Source organism: Cupriavidus necator, from assembly GCF_040578825.1.
GTDB classification, from domain to species: Bacteria; Pseudomonadota; Gammaproteobacteria; order Burkholderiales; family Burkholderiaceae; genus Cupriavidus; species Cupriavidus necator_E.
The window spans coordinates 1-19,140 of record NZ_JBEFLI010000081.1; the positions used below are offsets into that span (position 1 = coordinate 1).

Consider the following 19,140-nt stretch of genomic DNA (forward strand, 5'->3'; position numbering starts at 1 on the left):
CACCGCCAAACACCCAAGGCAGGAGCCCGGTGCGCGAATCGCGCACGCCGGGATCTGTGCGGGGGGTGCTCAGTAATGGGCATTCCTACCGCGACATTGGTGACCTCTGGCGAAATGTGCTTAATTAGGGCCATAAAGTGCAGGGAAGCGGATTAGTGAGACTTCGCCGCTTCCCTGGAAATAGCGAATTGATGAAACTGCGGGGGATTCAGCGGCGGGTAGCGTTGCGCTGACATGGCGGTCGCAAAAAGTCCGCCGACGCAGGGCACCGAGTTTTTAAAGGACAAGGTCGCCGGCGACGGGCCGCAGTCGACCCGAACGAGACGGTCACCACAGTCTCCTTATTGAGTACGGCATCGGATAGATGCATGCTTGGGGATGTCGCCAGCCAAAATTGAGGGGGTGGTTCATGACGCAGCGAGCACGGGATCTCTATCGGAGTTCCAATGGCGACCGATGGTCGCTGGTTCACGACCTGGATTCAGGACGAGTGTTCATCCGGCATGAGTCCAACATGCCATCGGGCGGCCAGACATCCGAAATAGCCGTTGGCGATTTCCTCGTGCGCGATGCGCACGGACCAGAGCATGCCGAGTTGTTACGGCTTATCGGAACGCTTGTCGAATCCGGCTGACGTCGGGGATCGGCCCCGCCCTTCATGCGACCGCTTCTACGCAGCCATGTGTGCGCGGAGGATGCCATGTCCAATAGTTACGATCTTTCGGGGAAAACGGCGCTGGTGACTGGCGGTGCAAAGGGGCTCGGCCGGGCGATCGTTGCGCAACTGATCGACAGCGGCGCAAGCGTTCACGTTTGGGATATCTTGCCGTTCCAGATGGACGGCGCCAGTACTGAGGTCGTCGATGTCTCCGATGCTGAGCAGGTTGCGTTGGCGCTGGCGCGACTGGTCGATGCCGGTTTTCGCTTCGACATCCTGATCAACGGTGCCGGCTACCTCGGCCCGATGCAGCCGTTCGAGAATCACGAGGCCGGACAATGGCATCGCATCATCGCCGTGAATCTCCTTGGGACCATGTACGTCCTGCAGGCGATGCTGCCGCATATGTTGCGCTGGGGTGGCGGCCGCATCATCAATATGGGCTCGATGGCCGGCAAGGAGGGGCTGGTCGGGCTGGCCGCATACTCGGCGGCCAGCGGCGGCGTGGTGGCGCTGACCAAAGCGATCGGCCGCGAGATGGTGAGCCGTAATATCTACGTTAATTGCGTGGCGCCTGGCCCCATGGATACCGATATGATCCATGCCCTCGATAGCCACGAGGTGGCGGCCATGGTTCGTGATAGCCCAGCGGGGCGTCTCGGTGATCCGGCTGAGGTGGCACACCTGGTAGCGTGGCTATGTTCAGACGCCAGCCGCTTTAACGCAGGCGCTGTCTTTGACATGTCCGGTGGGCGAGCGCGATTCTAAGGAAGTGCGGATCTTCGGTTGACATGCCGCCGCTGCTGCCAGTCGGTCTATTGTGGCCCAACGGCCGAGGGTGGGAAAGAGACAGTGAGCAACCGGTGCGGAGCAGTCCAACGAACTCGCGCTTCAAAACAGGGCAGTCTCGCTATTTCCGGTTCCAATACAGGAGAGCGCTGGCAGAACTAACTGCTAAGTTGTTGATTTTTCGGAAAGCGCAGTCTCACGAATTCCGGCTGCACCTTTACTGGCAGAGAAAGACCCTCTAGAGATCCCCGGCTACGAGCCAAAATGGGAATACGTCCTTGAGCTACCGGTCTTGGTGGGGAACAAAGTCGGGTAGTGGCACCGGAGGTGTGAGGAAAAAAAGAGACGGCGCCCCGGTGGCGCCGCTTTAGTTTGTTTTGACGTTACATGATACTGCAAAGGATGGTTTAGAATCTGGTGAGAATCCTCTTTACCGACACCCGATGCCGACATCCCTACCGGTCATACACCGCTCGAGCCAGCTCCTGTCAGCCGCCCTGGCGCGGAATGGCCTTACACCCGAAGCCGTGAAGGACTGGCATCCGGACCATGATACGCCACCACCGCTTGGAACCGGCGGCATGACGTTTGCTGTTCGGGCATCGCTTCGAGCCATCGAGAGCGAGGCTGCCAGTCATGATTTGCGGGAGACCGGCGGGCCGGCACTACTCTCGATGCCGATGGAAGTTGCATCGGAGTACTTCTCTGCTTGGAAGCGCCGTTGGGGCGTGGGGACAGTCACCGAAGAGGGACAGGATGCCCCGACTCATGATCGTCCGCGGGGCTGACCATGGTCGTGAAGAACATCGACATATCGGCCTCGTTGCGCGCCGCGGCAGCGGAAACCGACTTGAGGGATCTTTGGACCCAACTTTGCGACCTGCTGAGGGGGCTGACCACGATTGCTGCATCGAAGCTGGACGATGCAGAGCGTAAGTCCGTGAACAAGCTGGGCGCAGATCGCGAATAGCTACGGTCTGGTGGTCCTTGAGATGATGGAGCAGAACAACTTGCCGGCCAGGCAGCGCACGCTGTCCCAAAGGTTGGTGGCCGATTTCACCAAGGTGATTCGCTTCTTTGTCGAGGATGCCCGACAGTCGATGAATCTGCCACGCAGACAAAACGGCTGAAACCCGGCCCCCCAGTCCGCCAACTTTGGCGGGTAATCGTCGCCTATTAAATTGCGTAGCATAATGACAAACGTAAATATAAGTAGCTGGATGCCTACCCGAAGCGGACTGAGGGTCAATCTCGCCCACCCCGAACCGGAACAATTCGACATCCGTGACATCGCCTTGGGTTTGGCGAGGGAATGTCGATACGCGAACCAGCTGGACTTCCACTATTCGGTCGCGCAGCACAGCGTGATCGTTGCCCGGCACATCGATCCCGAGTTTGCCCTTGACGGACTGCTACACGACGCGTCCGAGGCATATATCCGGGACCTTCCGTCCCCGCTGAAGGCGCTGCTTCCGGATTACAAGGCAGTAGAGACTCGCATCGAGCAAGCCATCGGGGTGCGCTTTGGGCTCTCTCCTGACTCCGACCGGCGTATCCATGAGCAGGTCAAGGCCGTCGACCGGCGTGTGGCCGCTGCCGAGCGCCAAGATCTGCTGCCGCCGATAGCAAACCCGGTTCCTCTCACGGAGGATCCGTGGCATGCCCTCGACGGGATCGAGCCGATTCCGGAGGCAATCGTGCCTGGAGCTACCAGGCCTCGTTTGCCGGCTTCCTCTACATGTTCGCCCAATACAGCGATACGTATGTTCTCCATCCAGACATGACACCGTTCGTTCCCCACGAGCTGTATTTCGATAACGAGCCAGAACCCTACAGGGAGCGCCTACGCTGTGCCTGAGAACCTGACCAATCTGACCTCCGCGCCGATGGTTGGCGATTCGCCTGTCACGGCGCGCAACTATGCCGCGCAAGCCCAACGGTCGTTGCGCAACTACGTGCAGTTGGTTGAGAAGAGGGGATTGCGGCACGACGCGTTCGTCCTCACACACCTCGTGCACCGCCTGGGCGAGGCGGTGCACTTCGCGGTCCCCGACAACGCTGCCATCCTCGAAACTGGATTTCGAGGCTTGGAGGACGGGCCGCTCCGACTGCCGTTTCCGGAAATCACGATCGAATACTTCGTCCCCTTCAACCCCGAGCAGATTGGCGACCGGCTTCATGCCCCAAAACGGCTGATCTACGCGTGCGAATTGACCCGGGATAGCTTGCCGGATTGGCTGACACCGGTACACCACGACATGATTGCCAGCTCGCTGCTCAACTGGGCTCGGGAGAATCCTCAGCTCGGCGCCGGTGAGCGTGGAATCCTTGTCTGGGGCGCCGCCTATGTCCAGCCAGGTCCCAATTTGGAGCCGATCTGGGCGCCGGAGTCGGGGTTCTGGCTGCTGCCAGAGCGCTACCCCGACTCCGCTTCGTACTCGCAGGAGTTGCGCCGCGAAAGGCACCAACGGCCGACCGATTCCGCTGCGCCCTTCGTGGCCGGCCGCCGGCCAATGCTTGTGGGTGGCATGGTCCCAGCGATGCTCGACATGTTCCGAATTGCAATGGATGGGCGGCCGGGCCAGGAAGACCAGGTGATCGCCGATCTGCAGCGGGATATCTCGCTCGAAGCCGGCGCAGTGCTCGAGTTCATCGAAGCGTGCTCCTGCAGCAATATTCAGGCGTCCACCCTCACCAAAGGGATCGAACCGGGCAGCCCGCTGGCCAAACGTCGCGCGGCAGATGCGAAGGTACTGACAATCGACGTGACCGGACGCTCCAGCGCAGGCGCCAGCAGCGGCACTGGTGGCACCGGCAGAGCCAGCCCCCGAATGCACATGCGCCGCGGTCATATCCGGCGCCTGGAGGACGGTCGCCGCATCTGGGTCAACAACGCAGTGATCGGCAGCCAGACCAACGGCCAGATCCAGAAGTCATACGCGATCGAGACCCCGCAAACCTCCCGACCCCGCCCGCGCGGGTGATTCCGAGCCCATCGACCATGAACGCACTGGTTTTTGACACCGAAACAACCGGGAAGAGGGACCCAGGCCTCGTTGAGGCCGCATGGATCCCGATTCCGTCTCCGGGCAAAATCAAGCAGCTCGCCGGCGAACTCGTTGGCGATGCGTGTGCCCGCGACACCATGGTCCAGCGCTTCAATCCCGGCAAGCCGATCGAGTTTGGGGCCATGGCCACGCACCACATCACGAACCACGCGATTGAGCACTGCCCGCCGGCGTCGACGTTCCGCCTGCCGGCCGGCGTGACGCACCTGATCGGCCACAAGATCGATTACGACATCGATGTCATCCACGCGGCGGCGCCGTCGGAGGGATACGGTGAGATAAGGGGCATCTGTACCTTGGTCTTGGCCCAACGACTCTGGCCCGAGTGCGACAGCCATACACAGTCAGCGCTGCTCTATTTCCTGATGCCGAAGGTCGCACCAGCACTCGCCATGCACGCGCACGATGCTGCCGTCGATGTTGGCATCAACCTTCGGCTGCTAAATCTGATCGTCCACGAGTTGCAATGGCGCGGCGCGCTCCGGCCTGACGGCGAGTGGTCTTTCGCCGATCTGTGGGAGATCAGTGAAATTGCCAGGATTCCCGAGTTCATGCCGTTCGGCAAGCATAAGGGCCGCCCGATCGCCGACGTTCCGCGCGACTACTGGGGCTGGTACTTCGAGCAAGCCGACATCGATCCGTACGTGGTGCGGGCCTACCGGGAGGGCGGGCAACCGTGGCCATGGCCTCGCCCAGACGCTGGCCACCCAGCGCCGCAGGCATCGGTATCGGTTTCGAAATCCGAACCGGTGACGCCGCCGCAGCCGGCTCAGTCCAACACCGCCCCCCGATTCAGTTTTTCACCGCGGCCGCGCGCCTGAGAAGCTCGCCAGCAGCACAAACCCAACTCCAGAAGGAAAGACCATGCAAACGACTAGTGAACACATTACGACCCTGGTGTATGCCGAACTGCGACGCGATGACCAGGTCGCCGTCATGATCCCCGCCCGCGACGGGCGCGGTGAGCCGACTGTCGTTGGAATCTCCACGGACACAATCACCTGGAAGTGCGCAGACGGCACCGTTGAGCGCTTGGGCACGCCCGCCGCCCCGGTTTCGAAGGATGTGATCGAAGCAGTCGCCAGTGCAGAGGGCCTGCTGGTGATGCTGGGCGACACCGCCACGAACGAGCTCATCGGAGACTTTGTGCTCCAGGGCGCGCCGGCGGCTTCTGTCGCCTGATCTGATTCCGCACAGATCGGAGCAAACTATGACCAAAGCAGATCAGGTCGACCCGACGGGAACAGATGTCCCGCCAAATCTTGCGAAGCTTAGCCCCAGAGCGCAGGAGTTCATCGCTCGATTCTCCAGTACCAAAGGCGCGAAACTCGGCCTGGGCGGGTTGGCTCGGCCGAGCAGCATTACGGTGCACGGACCGAGCGGCCCAAATATGGATCGCTTCGTTGGCTGGCTGAGGCGAGCGGCACCAGTGCTGGCCATCTCAGGCGCGATGTTGGCGGCCGCAGGAATGTACGCGCTGACGTACAGTTCCGCGCATGGGGAGAAGCCGGGCGTTTCGGGAGCGAATCCAATCGAACTCCGAAGCGAGAGGTTGCAGGAGCGCATGCCGGGCACCATGGAAATGATGCGCGAGGCAGCGAAACTTGCCCGGGTGAACCCCGGGCCGTACTCGGTACTTATTCGCTCCGACTCTGCGCTCGAGGGCCTCTCACCGACGGAGGTGCTTGCTGGGTTTGCCCAATCGGTCAATGCCGTCAATTCCCCGGCGCGCTCGCTCAAACAGATCGACAGTGCAGTCCGAGAGATTGTTGCTGATGCGTGGAAGAATGATTCCTCGCCGCTTATGGGACTTGCTGCGTATATGAAGTCCCCGGACAACTGGAAGGCCTCTGTAGCCCAGATGCGCATGCAAGGCCCGCAGGCCGTTTTCGACGCCGCGGACGCGCTTAGCTACGGATGGGCATACGCGCGCTCAGTCCACCAACTCCTCAGGGCACAACTCAGTGCCACCACGCCGCGAAACGTGCAGGCCCGCAAGGTCGGTGCGGACTTCGTGGACATTGCCCGCTCGGCTATCGGCCTCGCACAGTCAGTGGCCGGCGCCACTGGCAATCGGGACATGAATACCACCGCCAGGGATTTGAGCGGCCTCGCTCGCGATGGCGTCTCGATGTACCAGCAAGGGCAGTCGGTCGGTTCGGCGTCAGGCACGCGGCGCGTGGACCAGGTATCCCGTATGGTGGACTCCGCGGGCCGGCTTTATCAGAACAGCCAACGAGCAACGCATGAATACGACAAGCGTGCGCTCGACAGGGCGACAAAGGAGCTTCGACAGAACGGCTACGGCGAGGGCGCTACCATCCCGCAATACAGGGAGCGTGAGGGTGTTTGACTCGGCATTTGCTGTGGTTGGGGGGCGAGTCAGGCCGCTGGCGTCAATGCTGGCTTGCATGGTCCTCGCCCTCGCGTACGGTGGCGCTGCGGCCCAGAACGTCAACGAGTCAGCGGGCAGCATCTTCACAGCGGCGAACACCGCCGTGAAGCAGGGCGACTACAACACGGCGTATCGCCAATACCTTCGGCTCGCCATCAATGGTCACCCGGAGGCCCAGTTCAACCTCGCCCTCATGTACCAGCGCGGGGTGGGGGTGAACCTCGACCCGGCTGAGGCAGGCTCCTGGTATGAGAAGGCGGCGGCGCAGGGGATCGTCGATGCGATGCTAAATCTCGGCACGCTGTATGACGTTGGCGGCGGCTTGGGCCCGAACCTGGACACCGCTGCCCAGTGGTACACGAAGGCGGCGAATGCGGGCAGCGCCCAGGCAATGTGCAACCTGGGGCTGCTCTATACGCGAAACAACAATGTACAGCAAGCCAAATACTGGTATGACCAGGCGGCCCAGGCTGGATACGCTCCGCCAGCGTCCTTCCTGCAGGCACTGCAGCAGCTCCAGAACCAGTCACCGAGCAACTAGCGTGGCTTCCTTCATCTCGCGTGCGAAGCGCGCGCTCCTCCCATGGCTTGCCGTCGGCGCCGCGTTCGCCCCAGTCGCGGGGCAGGCCGCGCCGTCGCAGACCTTCTTGAGCGATCTCGGTCACGTGGTTGGGCAGATGCTCGCCAGCTACAGCCGGGAGGCCGACACACCGCTGCAAGTTCTGACCTTCGACACCGGGGATGTAGCAGTGCGCGGCTTCCTACAGGCGACCACCAGTCATAGCGCCGATGAGCTTCTTGCTATGCAGGCCTATGACAACATGAAGGTCGCGCGTGCAGTTGGAGGATTCAGTGAGAGCAGCGAGCTGCCGACGTGCGTGATCTTCTATGACTCCAGCCGTAGTGACCTGCTGGACGGTTACGTGCGTTCCGGCGCTTTCGAGTACGTGGAGGCACTCCACTATTTGGCCGCCCATGAGTTTGGCCACTGTATGGAATGGCACCAGACTCGGCGCGCGGCGTCCCGGGCAGGCGCCACCTTCCGGGACGTGCGAGCGTCAGAGCGACTGGCCGACCTTGTAGCGCTGACTTACTTCGCCGCCAACGGAAACTGGCGCGGTGCAGCCAGGATCGTGGAGTTCAATGCCAAAGTGAGCGGGGCGAAGCCAGGGGATCCCCACAGCAATGCGCGGGAACTACGCGCCGCGCTCGACCAGCTTCAGGCGGGTGCCCAGCACGGCAGGGGCATGCCCGGGACGATGCTGGCCATTTATCAGACGGCTGCCGAGCTGCAGTGGCGTAATCAAACCACTTTCAAGGACTGAAACCATGCCCGTCGGGCTTGCCATCGCACTTGCGATGTTCATCTGGTTCGGCTATTTCGCCTCTTCTAACGCTGAGGATCAGGACACCCAGGCCGCCGAGCTCGATGTGGGCAGCGTGGTCACCAACATGCAGAACTATCGCGCGGCCATCGTGAACTACGCGCTCGCCCAAACCGGCGGGAACTTGGTGAACTACGCCAACTTCAGGACCTTCATCGGGCCAGTACAGCAGTTCATGCCGGACGCGGCCGCTCAGTCCTCCTGGTTTAGCCGCCGCTCGGACGTACAGGGCTTCCTACGTAACGGCGAGATCTTCCTCTTCTACATCCCCAGCGGGGTGAACTCGCGCTTGATACCCGGCGTGCGCGCTGAGTTGCAGACGGCGATGAGCGCTCGCGGAACGGTTGGTGTCGCGCAGGGCCAGCAGCTCATCATCACGTCGAGCGGAGCGGTTGCGCCGGTATCGCTCCCCGCAGGGATACCGAATGGGGCTTCGGTGGTCTACATCGACGCGACCACCAGCCTTCCAAGGATCATCCGTAGGGTGACATGTCAGGACCGCTACGGCAATTCGCCCACTGGCGTGTGGAACAACGGGCCGGTGTTGCAGGAGCAATTCCAGTATGAGGATGGCACTTTCACCAACTGGCAGGACGCGCCGGCCGGCGTGGGACCCACCCACACTCCTTGCTCAAGCACTTGAGGGTCAGACGATGCTGGTGCGATATGGGTGGAACGTCTTGTCCCTACTGCTGGCCAGAGAGATCAGTTGCCGCACGGCAGTCATGGCACTTCGTAAGAGACCGGTCGCCGTGGCCGGAAAACGGGGGGGATTCATCGTTGATCCTGAGTTTGAAAAGGCCTCCAAGAGTAAAAGATGAGCATGAATAGACTATTCGGCTACGCCTTTTCAAGGACCGGATTTAACGAGGAGAGCGTGAGGACACTGCCGGAACTGGCAATTGGCTCCGCCCCTGGGATGTCAAACGCGTCATATGGGCCTATCGGAACAGAGCACATCTTTCGACGGCGCAGGGAGCACCAAAGGAGATAGTTTAGCGATCTCGAATGTCCCATTGCGATCTCTCGATGCGGATGTGGTCAGTCGCCACGACGTCGACACCGCCTGGATAGTGACGTCACTCGCGATCAGAAGTGAGGGGCGGGACTTGGGAAGGGATATAGCAGCCACTCCGGTCGGCGGACGTTCGCCAACCGGCTTCTCGCGCAGGGGCACTCGATAGATACCGTCCAATTGCTATTCGGCCACTCCCACATTGTCATGTTGCTCCCTACCTGGAAGTCACCAAATGCGACCTTCTGGAGGCAGCTGCCGCTTTCGATACCCTCCTTTGGGGTAATTGAAGGCACTCCCCGTTGGGGATATACAGAGTCAGCGAATCGATATCCATTTGGTCAAATGGCATCAAACATGAAGCTCTTCCGGGCCACCCAGCAGACTCTACTGCGTGAGGCAATGAGCCAACTTGGGATGACGCGCGAGGAGTTCGCGGCCCGCCTAAGTGTGTCCAGACGAACTCTTGACAAGTGGCTCTTGCCGAGCGAGTCCTCTGACTTCCGAGCCTTACCAGAGATGGGCCGCGCATACATTCAGGAAATTCTGACGTGGCACTCCGTGGATTCTTCTGCGAGCAACCGATGACAGCTATGTTAATCCCGTCCCGACGCTTGGTTCGGCGGCAGTGTTGTTGAAAAAAACAATTCATCCGGCATGTTCATCAGTACGAACAAGCCGGCTCAATTGCGAGCTTTCTTCCTGGATACCTGGGTCAGATCGCGACCTTCGGCTACGTGAATGCGCCGCTCGAAATCGACGCGCAACCATGAGCTGCACTGAGACGAAATAGCATATGAGCTACGAACCTGGAGACGACGCGTTCGGCGAAATGTACGAGCGCATTAGTGAAGAACTCTATCCTGAGCATAAGGAACAGGCAGTGACCGAGTTCACAGCGGAACGCCTGCAGTTGTTCTATTTGTCCAACCCAATGGTCATGCGTCCCGCGGTCGATAGTCTTCAGGAAGGAAAGCGACTTCTGGCTAACGGGCATTCCCCAGCCGCTGTCGTGTTCTGCGCTACCGCGATCGAGCTACTCTTAAAAGCCACAGTATTGCAGCCAATCGTGTATGGTCTTGTACACAGCGCTGGGCTGGCCGAAATCATCGTGAAGTATGCAGTTGGTCAAACTGGATTTGACCGCTATCGAGAGCTGCTGTCACGCCTGTATCAAGAGTTGGCAAGCCTGGACCTGACAAAAGTGGCCCGCGATGGCGTGAGTAATTCGCTAATTGACGAGAGCAAAAGAGTGCAAGAACTCCGGAATGGCATTATTCACAAAGGCCTCTCCTGCAGTACTTCGGAAGCCGATCACGCGTATTCTGTTGCAGTAGCGGTCTTCCAAAAGATTGTCGTGCCTATGCTATGGGCTATCGGCCTCACGGTAGGCGATAAGGGGCGCATCGAACGTCGGCCAATCGCGTAGGAAAAGCCACCAAGCAGGAGTGGCACCACGATTGGGGTCAGGTGGGCGACACGGCTAAGGCAGCAGAATCGCGCATCCGCACGCAGCACGTTGAAGTTCGTTTATTGAACGGGAAGAGAATATTGTGTTTGATTGGATTCGGCGTAATCTCCGCTTAAGGGAACAGAACGCAACTGGCGATGACGCGGTGGCAGACGCTGTTGCGGCCAGCAGCTACGCCAAGCCCGCAGCGCTTGGTCATGTGACGGAGCCTACCGTGGCACCGCGCGAGCCGACGATGTCACCACGGAGTCTCACAGCGCATGATCAGGCATATCGGCTCTTTAACACGGCGGTGCCTGTAATCCTCATCTATGAGGTGGGGGGCAGGCGCTGGAAGCGTAACGTTGAAAAGGGCGCCCGCGTCGGCCCCGTGGCTGCAAGGCAGCTATGACATCGTGAGCGAAGAGATATGGCGGCGCAAGGGCCCCTGCCTCTATCTTGTCTCGGGTGATGACGCAAAGCTGCGCTATGTCGGTATCTCACGCAACGGGCTCAAAGATCGGTGGCGGACCTCTCCAGCGTATGACGCCGTGACCATGGTACGTCTTGAGAAGAACCAGCTCTTTCACAGCCAGTGCTGGAGGCATATCGAGCGCGAATCGAAAGCAACCCCGGGTGTCGCGTTCGAAGTACGCTGTCTCGCAGCTGAGGACATTATCGCGCTGTCTGGAACGCTGGGACCACAGGTTGATGCCCTAGTACAGGCGTTTGGCGAAGACCATGAAAGTATCGTCGCCGGGCTTGAGCGCTGGCTCTGCAATCACAGCGCCCCGGATTTGCTCAGTTGGAATGTGGCCATGACCGGGAAGCGGAGCGCTTAGGCATCTTACAGCGGCGCCGATACCTACGCACGCGAAAAGACCGTACGCTCGGGAAGGATCTGCAAAGAAGTTCGCAAGAACGAGCTACAGGCCAGGTACGATCTGATTTAACGGAAAAGGTATGCTAGTCCCTCCAACGGAAATGTTCCGCGAAGTATCATCTCGCCACATAGGCGTGGCCGCCGAAGCTGCCGCTGCTGCGCTGTTTGCCCGGGCAGGCTCCGATGTCTCCGTGCAATACGGTGCAAATCAGCCAGAGTACGATCTAATTGTCGCCCGCCCACTTATGACTGGTCATCCGGACCGCAGCTCCGATATTCTAAAGGTATCGGTCAAGGGCAGCAAAGACGGCGGTTGGGGCCTGACTCAGTCAATCATTCGGAATGCAGACTATTATGGTGCAGCCGACACTTGGCTGAAACGGCACGGTGCTCGCACGATTTTCTGTTTGGTGCAGTACAAGGACGTTCCCATCGATGGAATGCCGAGGGTGTACTTGGCAACGCCAAGAGAAATCGCGGGGCGATTGAAGATGGCCGCGGGCGGTCGCGGCGATACGATACTCCACGAGCGTCATGCTTGGGGCCCGCGCGCGCAAGCCGCTGGGACAATCGATGAGATTCCCCAATCGTGGCGATACTCGGTGGAACGTATTGACGAGCTGCTATGCAAGTTTGCGTAGCCGTGAGGCGGACTACCATTGCCGGCGGCATTCAACGTCCAGTGTCAGAAGGACCGATAGGAAAAGGGGATTACATGAATAAGCGACTGCTGTCCGACGAACAGATCGCAACCGGCTACGATCGTTTTCTAGTGGCGCATCCGAATGCCAGTGCACGCGTCAATGCTGTCACGAAAGCCATTGCTGACGCCCTTGGCGTTGACCTCGCTGAACTACGCCGCATCGAAGCTGCAAAGGCCCTGAGCGAAACGGCTGCCGGCCGTGGTATCGACGGCTTTGAATTTCTGCTGCAATTCGCTGTTGACTCCGAAGCCGAGCGAGCCGAGATCATCCGTGCGAACCGCGAGGCCATGGAACGGGCCATCGGTTTGAGGTAGGAAACGATGATCGATGCAAAGACGATCGCAGGCTATCTGAATCTTGCGTCAGGAGCAACTGCACTCGTAGCGGCTGCTCTATGGTTCTTTTCCACTTGGGTAACCCGGCCGTATGTGGAGAAGGTAAGCAAAGATGGTTGGATCCCCGGAGGCATCTCTCAAGGGGACGCCAAGGGAAAACGAACAAATCCGTTTGAGAGCGCCGCTGCGCAAGCGGCCTGGAATCGTTGGGCGGCTTTTGCGGCGGGTGTCGCGGCCTTCTTTCTGGGTATCGCCCTTCTACTCGCATAGCATAGGAAAAGAATATGGCCTCTCTTTCGGACTACTTGGACAATCTCGAGCCGCTGCTCGCATCCGTGAGTCGTCAGTTCGCTTACGATGGGTCCGCAAACGAGGTTGCGGTAATCGTGGCGGCGACACCGAAGATCGAGGAGACGTCGTATGACAACTGGAACGGCGGCACCTACGGCTACACCCTGACATTGGAAGTGCCTGCCCACGTTTATTCGCAGGTAAAGTCAGCGCTCTCCCAATTGGAAAGCGCGATCGCTGCGAAGATCAAAGAGTTTCTGCGAGGCTCGGATAACCAGGTCTTCGACAACGTGGTGATTGCCCCAGAGGTCGTAAGCGACGACCAGTGGCGGGACAAGGCGCGGGCATGGTTGGGCGGAGATGGCATAACGAATCAGGGCCGCGTGCGATCAGACAATATTGCTCCACATCGCCTTGATGGGTTGCTGTTTAGGTCCAAACCGGAGATGTTGCTCTACGAAGCACTGAAAGCTTTAGGCATTCCATTCGCACCGTTGCCCGTCTTCCTGCGAGGTGGCAAAGAGTATCGTCGAATCGAACCGGATTTCATCGTCGTGAAGCAGGGGATTCTCGTTCAAGTCGAGGTCGACGGTGACACCGTCCATACTGAGTCACCGGCCGACGCTCATGCTCGAACCGCGATGCTTGCACATGAGGGCGTCTATGTCGAGCGCGTGAAGGCATCTGAGTGCGATACCCCGGAACGGGCTGGAATCTGTGCGCAGAGGATCCTGGCAGCGATTGATCGTTACAAGGCGAGTAGGTAGGAAGGGGCTGTATATCAAGATTCGCTTCCATTTAGCGTGATCCAAACGGAACCCTTCACTGATCGGAAAATAGAGTAATGGACTCTGTCTGGAAAGAATTCGACGCGGCCGAGGAATGGATCGGAAGCACTGTGCTGTGGCTTTGGGCACCATCGTGGAACTCCGCCCGCCTGGCGATTGCGATGCTCGACGAACCCGGCGACTGGGAATTCGAGAGAGGTGCCAAGGTGGGTGGCGGCGGTGAACAATTCCCGACGCATTGAAGCTACCCGGTTCCACCGGCTTTGCCCGTGGCCAGTTAATAGAATGAACGGAAAAGCGAGATCGATATGGACGGGATGAAGACTTCATGGAACGCTGAGCGACGCCGTCGCGGAAACCTCAATGAGGGTAAGGCGGTTTGTCAGGTGTCTAGCCGTTGGCTCCAATTCCCGGATCGGGCGCCTGAGTTCAGGGACGGGACTTTCCTCGCCGTCGATGTTATGACTGCAGACAGCGATGGCAAGCCGCGGAAGCTCTGCGAGCTGGTGCTTGTTAAGGAGGATTTGCTTGAGCTGCTGGCCAGCATTCCAAGCGAAAAGTAACCCAGCGAGCCATCGGAAAAGCAACGGCGCGAATTGCGCCCCGATGTTGGCCGGTAGCTAACGAAGCGATGAACAAAGCATGACCAAAAGCGAACTGATCGACGCAATTGCGGCCGGTGTAGACGGCCTGACCAAAGCCAAGGCTGAGCAAACGCTGAATGTGACTATCAGCGCCATCATGGAGGCTGTTGGCAAGGGCGACACTCTGAGCCTGATTGGCTTTGGCACGTTTAGCCAGGGGGAACGCAGTGAGCGTGTGGCGCGCAATTCCCCGCACCGGCGAGGAAATCAAGGTCGAGGCCGCGAAGACCGTGAAGTTCAAGGCTGGCCAGAAGTTCAAGGATGCAGTCAACCAATGACCCTTCGCAGCTGAACTCGATTCGCTGCGTGCCCAGCTTGGGGACGTAGCGAATCGGCCTGCGTTCGCTGTCGCTGCTCTTACACGTTCACAATCAAAAGCGGAAAAGAACCAGGCGCGAGCGGCGCCCCGCACGCCGGCCGGTAGCCGAGCGGCAAAGGTAGAGAAAAATGTTGCAAATGACGATGATTCCAAAGGCGAAAAGATAGACACAATCGTGGACTACATTGCCGATGCGGAGAGCGAGGCCCGGTCTTGAACGTGGCCCTAATGGGTGCATTCAAGGGCTTTCCTCTGACCTGATGACATCCGGACAGCAGTCGAGGAAGCGATGCTGAAGCGCTCGCACAGCGCCAATCCGGATCCTATCGCCTGACGACACCGCGGCGACCATCCCGTTTCCTACCTCCAGCCCATTTGACAATCGAAGTATGTTGGCGGCCAGCCGGACGGGGAATTCGCCGGCAACCACGGCTAGCGGATGAATTCCCGCATGGACGTACGAGTTCAAGACACCCCAATTCGGGCCCTTGAAGGATGAGAGCATCTGGTGCGCTGATTGCGCTCCTGGGGCTTGCGTCTTTCCGAGCTGAGCGACCATCTTGGAAAGGGTAGGAACCCCTTCCGCCGCCTCGGCTGCCTCTTCAGATAACGGGGCGGAGATTAGAGCGAGATCGCTGTCCGAAGCCGCGTAGCCCAACCAGGCCGCGCGGGTGAAGGCCTCGTATTGAAGTCGCAGCAGACCTATTGCAGGAGTCAGCAACTCGTGTGCAATGGCCAACCGCACCCCTGTCGCGTGATCCCAAGCGACGGCGCACGCCCGCTGTGCAACCGACCACCGGAAATCGTAAGGGCGTGCGCCGTCTATGGCATCCGCCAGGGCGTCATGTAGCTCCTCCGACCTGCCAAGCAATCTCTCTAGGTTCACGTCATTCCTCTCGTTGGCGATCGACCACGCCCATGCACTGAATCATACCGGCACATTTGCGTGGTACCCCCCACTCTTCTGTAGGCTCTCCAAATCGAAACACGCACCGCGTCAGCCGCACGAAGCGATATGGAAGCAGCAAGAACATGCGACTGACACTTAAAGAGCTGAGGCGGCTTTCCCCTCAGACGGCTGATCGCGTCGAGCGAGATATCGAGAAGCGGGCTGGAGACCGCGAGCGCCGGGTTAAGGCCTCAGCCGAGCGCGGCCACAGCGTGGGAGGCGAGGGAAGCTACCTGGAGGCTGCATTCGACCAACAGCTTCGCGCGACGTTTGGCCGGGAGCCGCACCCGGCGTTTCGGTGGTGCACAGAGTTCCGCTTCGCGCTGCCGCGCCTGTACCGATTCGACTTCGCCTGGCCAAACCTCCTGATCGCGGTGGAGCTCGAGGGCGGGATCTGGAACGGCGGCCGGCACACCCAGGCGCGCGGCTTCATTGAGGACGCACGCAAGTACAACCTGGCAGCCGAGATGGGCTGGACCGTGCTGCGGTACCCCGGCACCTTGGTGAACTCCGGCGAGGCAGTCTCCCAGACCGAGCAAATGCTGCGGACCGCACTGCGCAAGCTGCAGGACGATCCCAAACCCTGATCGATCAAACGTGAGCTTAAGTGCAACCAACAAATTCGCATATGACCACCAGCCAAGAGAACCCCTCTTTCAACGAACTGGTAACCCAGCTCATCGAGAGCATGCTGAAAGGCAAGAGGATCTGGAGCGAGAACGGCTGCGCGCTGTCGATGATCTGGATAAAGGCTATGCAGGGCGTGACGCGCGCAAATAGCCCGGTGGACGCCCTGCTCGCGCACGCCAAATCGGAGGCTGCGCTCAACGCCATGGCGCTGGCAGGAGACTTCACCGAGCGGGAAGTCCAGGTCCTGAGCTTCCAGGCAAGTGCCGTTCTGACGCAGGCATTGCGGCGGTTCGCCGATCTGTCTGCGGAAGGGACAACCACGATGTTGAGTGTGGAGGTCGACGTTGGCTCAACCAACCACTACTTCGCGGCCGTTGGCGGCCGCGCCGGCGCCACGCTTCATTGACCCAGCCGATCAAGACGCACGAGCCGCAAGGCGACCTTCATCCCGGGTGAGGGGGCGGAGTAGCCCCAAACCCAGCTTCCCGAGAATCTCCCATGATCGCAGCAACGATGCCGAGCACGGCAGGACAACTCACGGCCATTGATCTCTTCGCAGGTGCCGGCGGTTTCACCGAAGGCGCACGCAACGCGGACATCAATGTGATCTGGTGCGGCAACCATAATCCCCAGGCCGTCGAGTTCCACGCGCGGAATCACCCGAATTCCATCCACGTCTGCCAGGACCTGCACCAGGCGAACTGGACCGAGGTTCCTCGCCACGACGTCTTGCTAGCATCGCCTTGCTGCCAAGGGCACTCGCGGGCCCGCGGCAGGGATCGCCCGCATCACGACAGCCAGCGCAGCACTGCGTGGGCGGTGGTTAGCTGCGCTGAGTATCACCGGGAAGAGCTCGTCCTCGCCGAGAACGTCTTGGAGTTTCTGGACTGGGCGCTATATCCCGCTTGGGAGGATGCTATGCGCCGGCTTGGCTATAGCGTTTCTCCCCACGTCGTTGATTCCGCAGACCACGGCGTACCGCAACATCGCGTACGGCTCTTCCTCGTCTGCACCCGCTCAAGGAGCCCAATTCAGCTGAAGCTGCCGAGGCGCGATCACGTGGGCGTCGGCTCGGTCATTCAGTGGGATGAGCACCCGTGGACGCCAATCCAAACGCCGCGGCGCAGCCCGGCGACACTGCGGCGGATCGCCGCCGGCCGGGCCCGATATGGCCAGCGATTCGTGGCGCCTTACTACGGCAGCGGCAGCGGGGAGACAGGCCGCAGCCTCGATCGTCCCATTGGGACACTCACGACCGTGGATCGCTGGGCCGTCATCGACGGGGATCGGATGCGCATGCTGCAGATCCCGGAGGCGAAGGCAGCCATGGGGCTACGACAGGACTACCAACTCCCGACAACCAAGCGTGACGCCATGCGGATGCTTGGAAACATGGTAAGCCCGGTGGTCGCGACCGACATGCTGCAGGCCGCCCGCGCGCAGGTGTAATGCGCGGAGCCTTACGGGTTACTCGCGTCCCGATTTGCGCAGTTCCCTCATCGATCGGTAGTTTGGCTTCAACAAATCCTGCACTGCAAGGAGACCACATGATGAGTGTGAGCGCTAATCCGCCATCGACAGCAATCGGGCCATGCTATCGCGTGAGGCCGTCCCTTGATCGCTCGCCCGCCGGCCACGATGGCAAAGGCTGGAACCGTCTGGCGATCATTCCTATGGACCCTATTGACCGGTGCCTGCTGCGCCCGAAGTACCGCCAGGCCGCTTTGGACACGCTTCGTGGCATGGGTCACTACGGGGTACCCACGGCCTACTATGTGCACTTCCGCGGGGCCGTGCGGGGCGTGCAGCCTGCCACAACAGCCACGCGAGCCTTGGCTGGATTCCTGGGAGGTCGAGGAGACCACGCAGGGCGCGCTGTTCATTCATGAGATCGGCAACCCCGGGGCGCCGGTGCGCACATTCACCGACGGGGCTGCGTTCATGCGGGGCGTAGATGCACCGATGCGGCGCAGGCACATCGAGAACATCCGTACCACCTGGAGGGCAGTATGAAGCAGCGCCAGCTACGCGCGGTAAAGCGGGGCAGTGCCGGCTCGGCACAGCTCGAAATTGTCCAACTACTTCGCGAGGCGTCCTACCGGCGCCGAATCTCTGAGGTCTGGAGCGACTTTGTCGCGCTCGGCGCCATTACATTCGCGCAGATCGATCGGCGCGGCCACGACGAACGTGAAGCCGAGTACTTGCGGATTGTGAAGCGGTACACAAAGGAGGAGTTCGACGCGCTGGTCGGCGCCTTTGTCCGTCTTCCGTTGGCGTTCGAGGCGAATGTGGGACCGGGTGGCGTGCCAATCCACTTCGCCGACATCCTGGGCGAGATCTACATGGCTCTCGAGCTTGGGAACAACGCCATGGGTCAATTTTTCACACCAGGCGAGGTCAGCAAGCTGGTGGCGGCGATGACCATGGACCGGGAGTCCATGGAGGCGCTTATTGCCCGCGACGGCTTCATTTCCGTCCACGAGCCTGCAATGGGTGGCGGGGCGATGCTAATCCAGGCCGCTGCGGTCATGGCCGAAGCGGGGCTCAACTACCAGCGTCATATGGTCGCTGTGGGTGTGGATCTGAGCCTCACCGCCGTGCATATGGCCTACGTCCAGCTGACGCTCCTGCACATCCCCGCAGTGCTGATCTGCGGCAACAGCCTGACCGTGGAACACTCCTCTGTCTGGTACACACCCGCCTATATCCTCGGCGGCTGGGCTTCCCGTTTCCCCGTTTCGCCTGATGAACCAATGCGCGAGGTAGCGCTGCACACCAAACCGGTCCCTGAAAGCAACGCATTAGCCGCCTAAATTATAATTCGCAGTATAATGCGA

23 protein-coding genes and 1 pseudogene are annotated in these 19,140 nt (G+C 60.2%); 23 read left to right on the plus strand and 1 reads right to left on the minus strand.

The features are described 5' to 3' along the window. Window positions 1-700: 700 nt before the first annotated feature. From AB1I47_RS28550 to AB1I47_RS28640, 19 genes and pseudogenes are all read left to right on the plus strand, one after another. Window positions 701-1,426 (plus strand): SDR family NAD(P)-dependent oxidoreductase, encoded by a 726-nt coding sequence (locus AB1I47_RS28550; RefSeq protein WP_354687055.1) that lies wholly within the window; start codon window positions 701-703, stop codon window positions 1,424-1,426. Between the two features lie 817 nt (window positions 1,427-2,243). After that, window positions 2,244-2,417, plus strand: coding sequence for a hypothetical protein (locus tag AB1I47_RS28555; protein WP_354687056.1), 174 nt, complete (start codon window positions 2,244-2,246; stop codon window positions 2,415-2,417). Window positions 2,418-2,439: 22 nt separating this feature from the next. Beyond that, window positions 2,440-2,577: a hypothetical protein gene (locus AB1I47_RS28560; RefSeq protein ID WP_354687057.1), complete on the plus strand. Its 138-nt coding sequence runs from the start codon at window positions 2,440-2,442 to the stop codon at window positions 2,575-2,577. Window positions 2,578-2,667: 90 nt separating this feature from the next. Then, the gene (locus AB1I47_RS28565; RefSeq protein WP_354687058.1) at window positions 2,668-3,231 is read left to right on the plus strand and encodes an HD family hydrolase; all 564 of its coding nucleotides are present in this window, start codon (window positions 2,668-2,670) and stop codon (window positions 3,229-3,231) included. A gap of 66 nt (window positions 3,232-3,297) precedes the next feature. Beyond that, window positions 3,298-4,431: a hypothetical protein gene (locus AB1I47_RS28570; protein WP_354687059.1), complete on the plus strand. Its 1,134-nt coding sequence runs from the start codon at window positions 3,298-3,300 to the stop codon at window positions 4,429-4,431. Window positions 4,432-4,448: 17 nt separating this feature from the next. Continuing rightward, complete coding sequence (locus tag AB1I47_RS28575; RefSeq protein WP_354687060.1) at window positions 4,449-5,336, plus strand: putative quorum-sensing-regulated virulence factor; 888 nt, start codon at window positions 4,449-4,451, stop codon at window positions 5,334-5,336. Window positions 5,337-5,379: 43 nt separating this feature from the next. Continuing rightward, window positions 5,380-5,697 (plus strand): hypothetical protein, encoded by a 318-nt coding sequence (locus AB1I47_RS28580; RefSeq protein WP_042875603.1) that lies wholly within the window; start codon window positions 5,380-5,382, stop codon window positions 5,695-5,697. A 28-nt stretch (window positions 5,698-5,725) separates the two neighbouring features. Beyond that, window positions 5,726-6,868 carry a hypothetical protein gene (locus AB1I47_RS28585; RefSeq protein WP_354687061.1) on the plus strand — a complete coding sequence of 381 codons (1,143 nt, stop codon included), beginning with the start codon at window positions 5,726-5,728 and terminating at the stop codon, window positions 6,866-6,868. A 58-nt stretch (window positions 6,869-6,926) separates the two neighbouring features. After that, window positions 6,927-7,451 (plus strand): tetratricopeptide repeat protein, encoded by a 525-nt coding sequence (locus AB1I47_RS28590; RefSeq protein ID WP_354687062.1) that lies wholly within the window; start codon window positions 6,927-6,929, stop codon window positions 7,449-7,451. A gap of 1 nt (window position 7,452) precedes the next feature. Continuing rightward, on the plus strand, window positions 7,453-8,235 hold the full coding sequence (locus AB1I47_RS28595) for a hypothetical protein (RefSeq protein WP_354687063.1): 783 nt from the start codon (window positions 7,453-7,455) through the stop codon (window positions 8,233-8,235). A gap of 4 nt (window positions 8,236-8,239) precedes the next feature. Continuing rightward, window positions 8,240-8,938 carry a type IV pilus biogenesis protein PilM gene (gene pilM, locus AB1I47_RS28600; RefSeq protein WP_354687064.1) on the plus strand — a complete coding sequence of 233 codons (699 nt, stop codon included), beginning with the start codon at window positions 8,240-8,242 and terminating at the stop codon, window positions 8,936-8,938. A 1,168-nt stretch (window positions 8,939-10,106) separates the two neighbouring features. Continuing rightward, window positions 10,107-10,739, plus strand: coding sequence for a hypothetical protein (locus AB1I47_RS28605; RefSeq protein WP_354687065.1), 633 nt, complete (start codon window positions 10,107-10,109; stop codon window positions 10,737-10,739). Between the two features lie 437 nt (window positions 10,740-11,176). Then, window positions 11,177-11,602, plus strand: coding sequence for a hypothetical protein (locus AB1I47_RS28610; RefSeq protein WP_354687066.1), 426 nt, complete (start codon window positions 11,177-11,179; stop codon window positions 11,600-11,602). A 121-nt stretch (window positions 11,603-11,723) separates the two neighbouring features. Next, window positions 11,724-12,284 carry a hypothetical protein gene (locus AB1I47_RS28615; RefSeq protein WP_354687067.1) on the plus strand — a complete coding sequence of 187 codons (561 nt, stop codon included), beginning with the start codon at window positions 11,724-11,726 and terminating at the stop codon, window positions 12,282-12,284. A gap of 74 nt (window positions 12,285-12,358) precedes the next feature. Continuing rightward, window positions 12,359-12,661 carry a DUF6388 family protein gene (locus tag AB1I47_RS28620; protein WP_354687068.1) on the plus strand — a complete coding sequence of 101 codons (303 nt, stop codon included), beginning with the start codon at window positions 12,359-12,361 and terminating at the stop codon, window positions 12,659-12,661. 6 nt (window positions 12,662-12,667) lie between these two features. Next, complete coding sequence (locus tag AB1I47_RS28625; protein ID WP_354687069.1) at window positions 12,668-12,952, plus strand: hypothetical protein; 285 nt, start codon at window positions 12,668-12,670, stop codon at window positions 12,950-12,952. 14 nt (window positions 12,953-12,966) lie between these two features. Next, the gene (locus AB1I47_RS28630) at window positions 12,967-13,740 is read left to right on the plus strand and encodes a hypothetical protein (protein WP_354687070.1); all 774 of its coding nucleotides are present in this window, start codon (window positions 12,967-12,969) and stop codon (window positions 13,738-13,740) included. Window positions 13,741-13,817: 77 nt separating this feature from the next. Further along, on the plus strand, window positions 13,818-14,003 hold the full coding sequence (locus tag AB1I47_RS28635; RefSeq protein WP_354687071.1) for a hypothetical protein: 186 nt from the start codon (window positions 13,818-13,820) through the stop codon (window positions 14,001-14,003). A gap of 400 nt (window positions 14,004-14,403) precedes the next feature. Next, a pseudogene (locus AB1I47_RS28640) lies at window positions 14,404-14,683 on the plus strand (HU family DNA-binding protein). A gap of 279 nt (window positions 14,684-14,962) precedes the next feature. Here AB1I47_RS28640 and AB1I47_RS33890 read toward each other — a convergent pair. Then, complete coding sequence (locus AB1I47_RS33890; RefSeq protein WP_407935926.1) at window positions 14,963-15,610, minus strand: DUF6988 family protein; 648 nt, start codon at window positions 15,608-15,610, stop codon at window positions 14,963-14,965. Between the two features lie 146 nt (window positions 15,611-15,756). On the opposite strand from AB1I47_RS33890, the gene AB1I47_RS28645 reads away from it, so the two are divergent. From AB1I47_RS28645 to AB1I47_RS28660, 4 genes are all read left to right on the plus strand, one after another. After that, window positions 15,757-16,260 carry a hypothetical protein gene (locus AB1I47_RS28645; protein ID WP_354687072.1) on the plus strand — a complete coding sequence of 168 codons (504 nt, stop codon included), beginning with the start codon at window positions 15,757-15,759 and terminating at the stop codon, window positions 16,258-16,260. Between the two features lie 41 nt (window positions 16,261-16,301). Then, window positions 16,302-16,709 carry a hypothetical protein gene (locus tag AB1I47_RS28650; protein WP_354687073.1) on the plus strand — a complete coding sequence of 136 codons (408 nt, stop codon included), beginning with the start codon at window positions 16,302-16,304 and terminating at the stop codon, window positions 16,707-16,709. 92 nt (window positions 16,710-16,801) lie between these two features. Then, on the plus strand, window positions 16,802-17,752 hold the full coding sequence (locus tag AB1I47_RS28655) for a DNA cytosine methyltransferase (protein WP_354687074.1): 951 nt from the start codon (window positions 16,802-16,804) through the stop codon (window positions 17,750-17,752). Between the two features lie 560 nt (window positions 17,753-18,312). Then, window positions 18,313-19,116: an N-6 DNA methylase gene (locus tag AB1I47_RS28660; protein ID WP_354687075.1), complete on the plus strand. Its 804-nt coding sequence runs from the start codon at window positions 18,313-18,315 to the stop codon at window positions 19,114-19,116. Window positions 19,117-19,140: the final 24 nt, after the last annotated feature.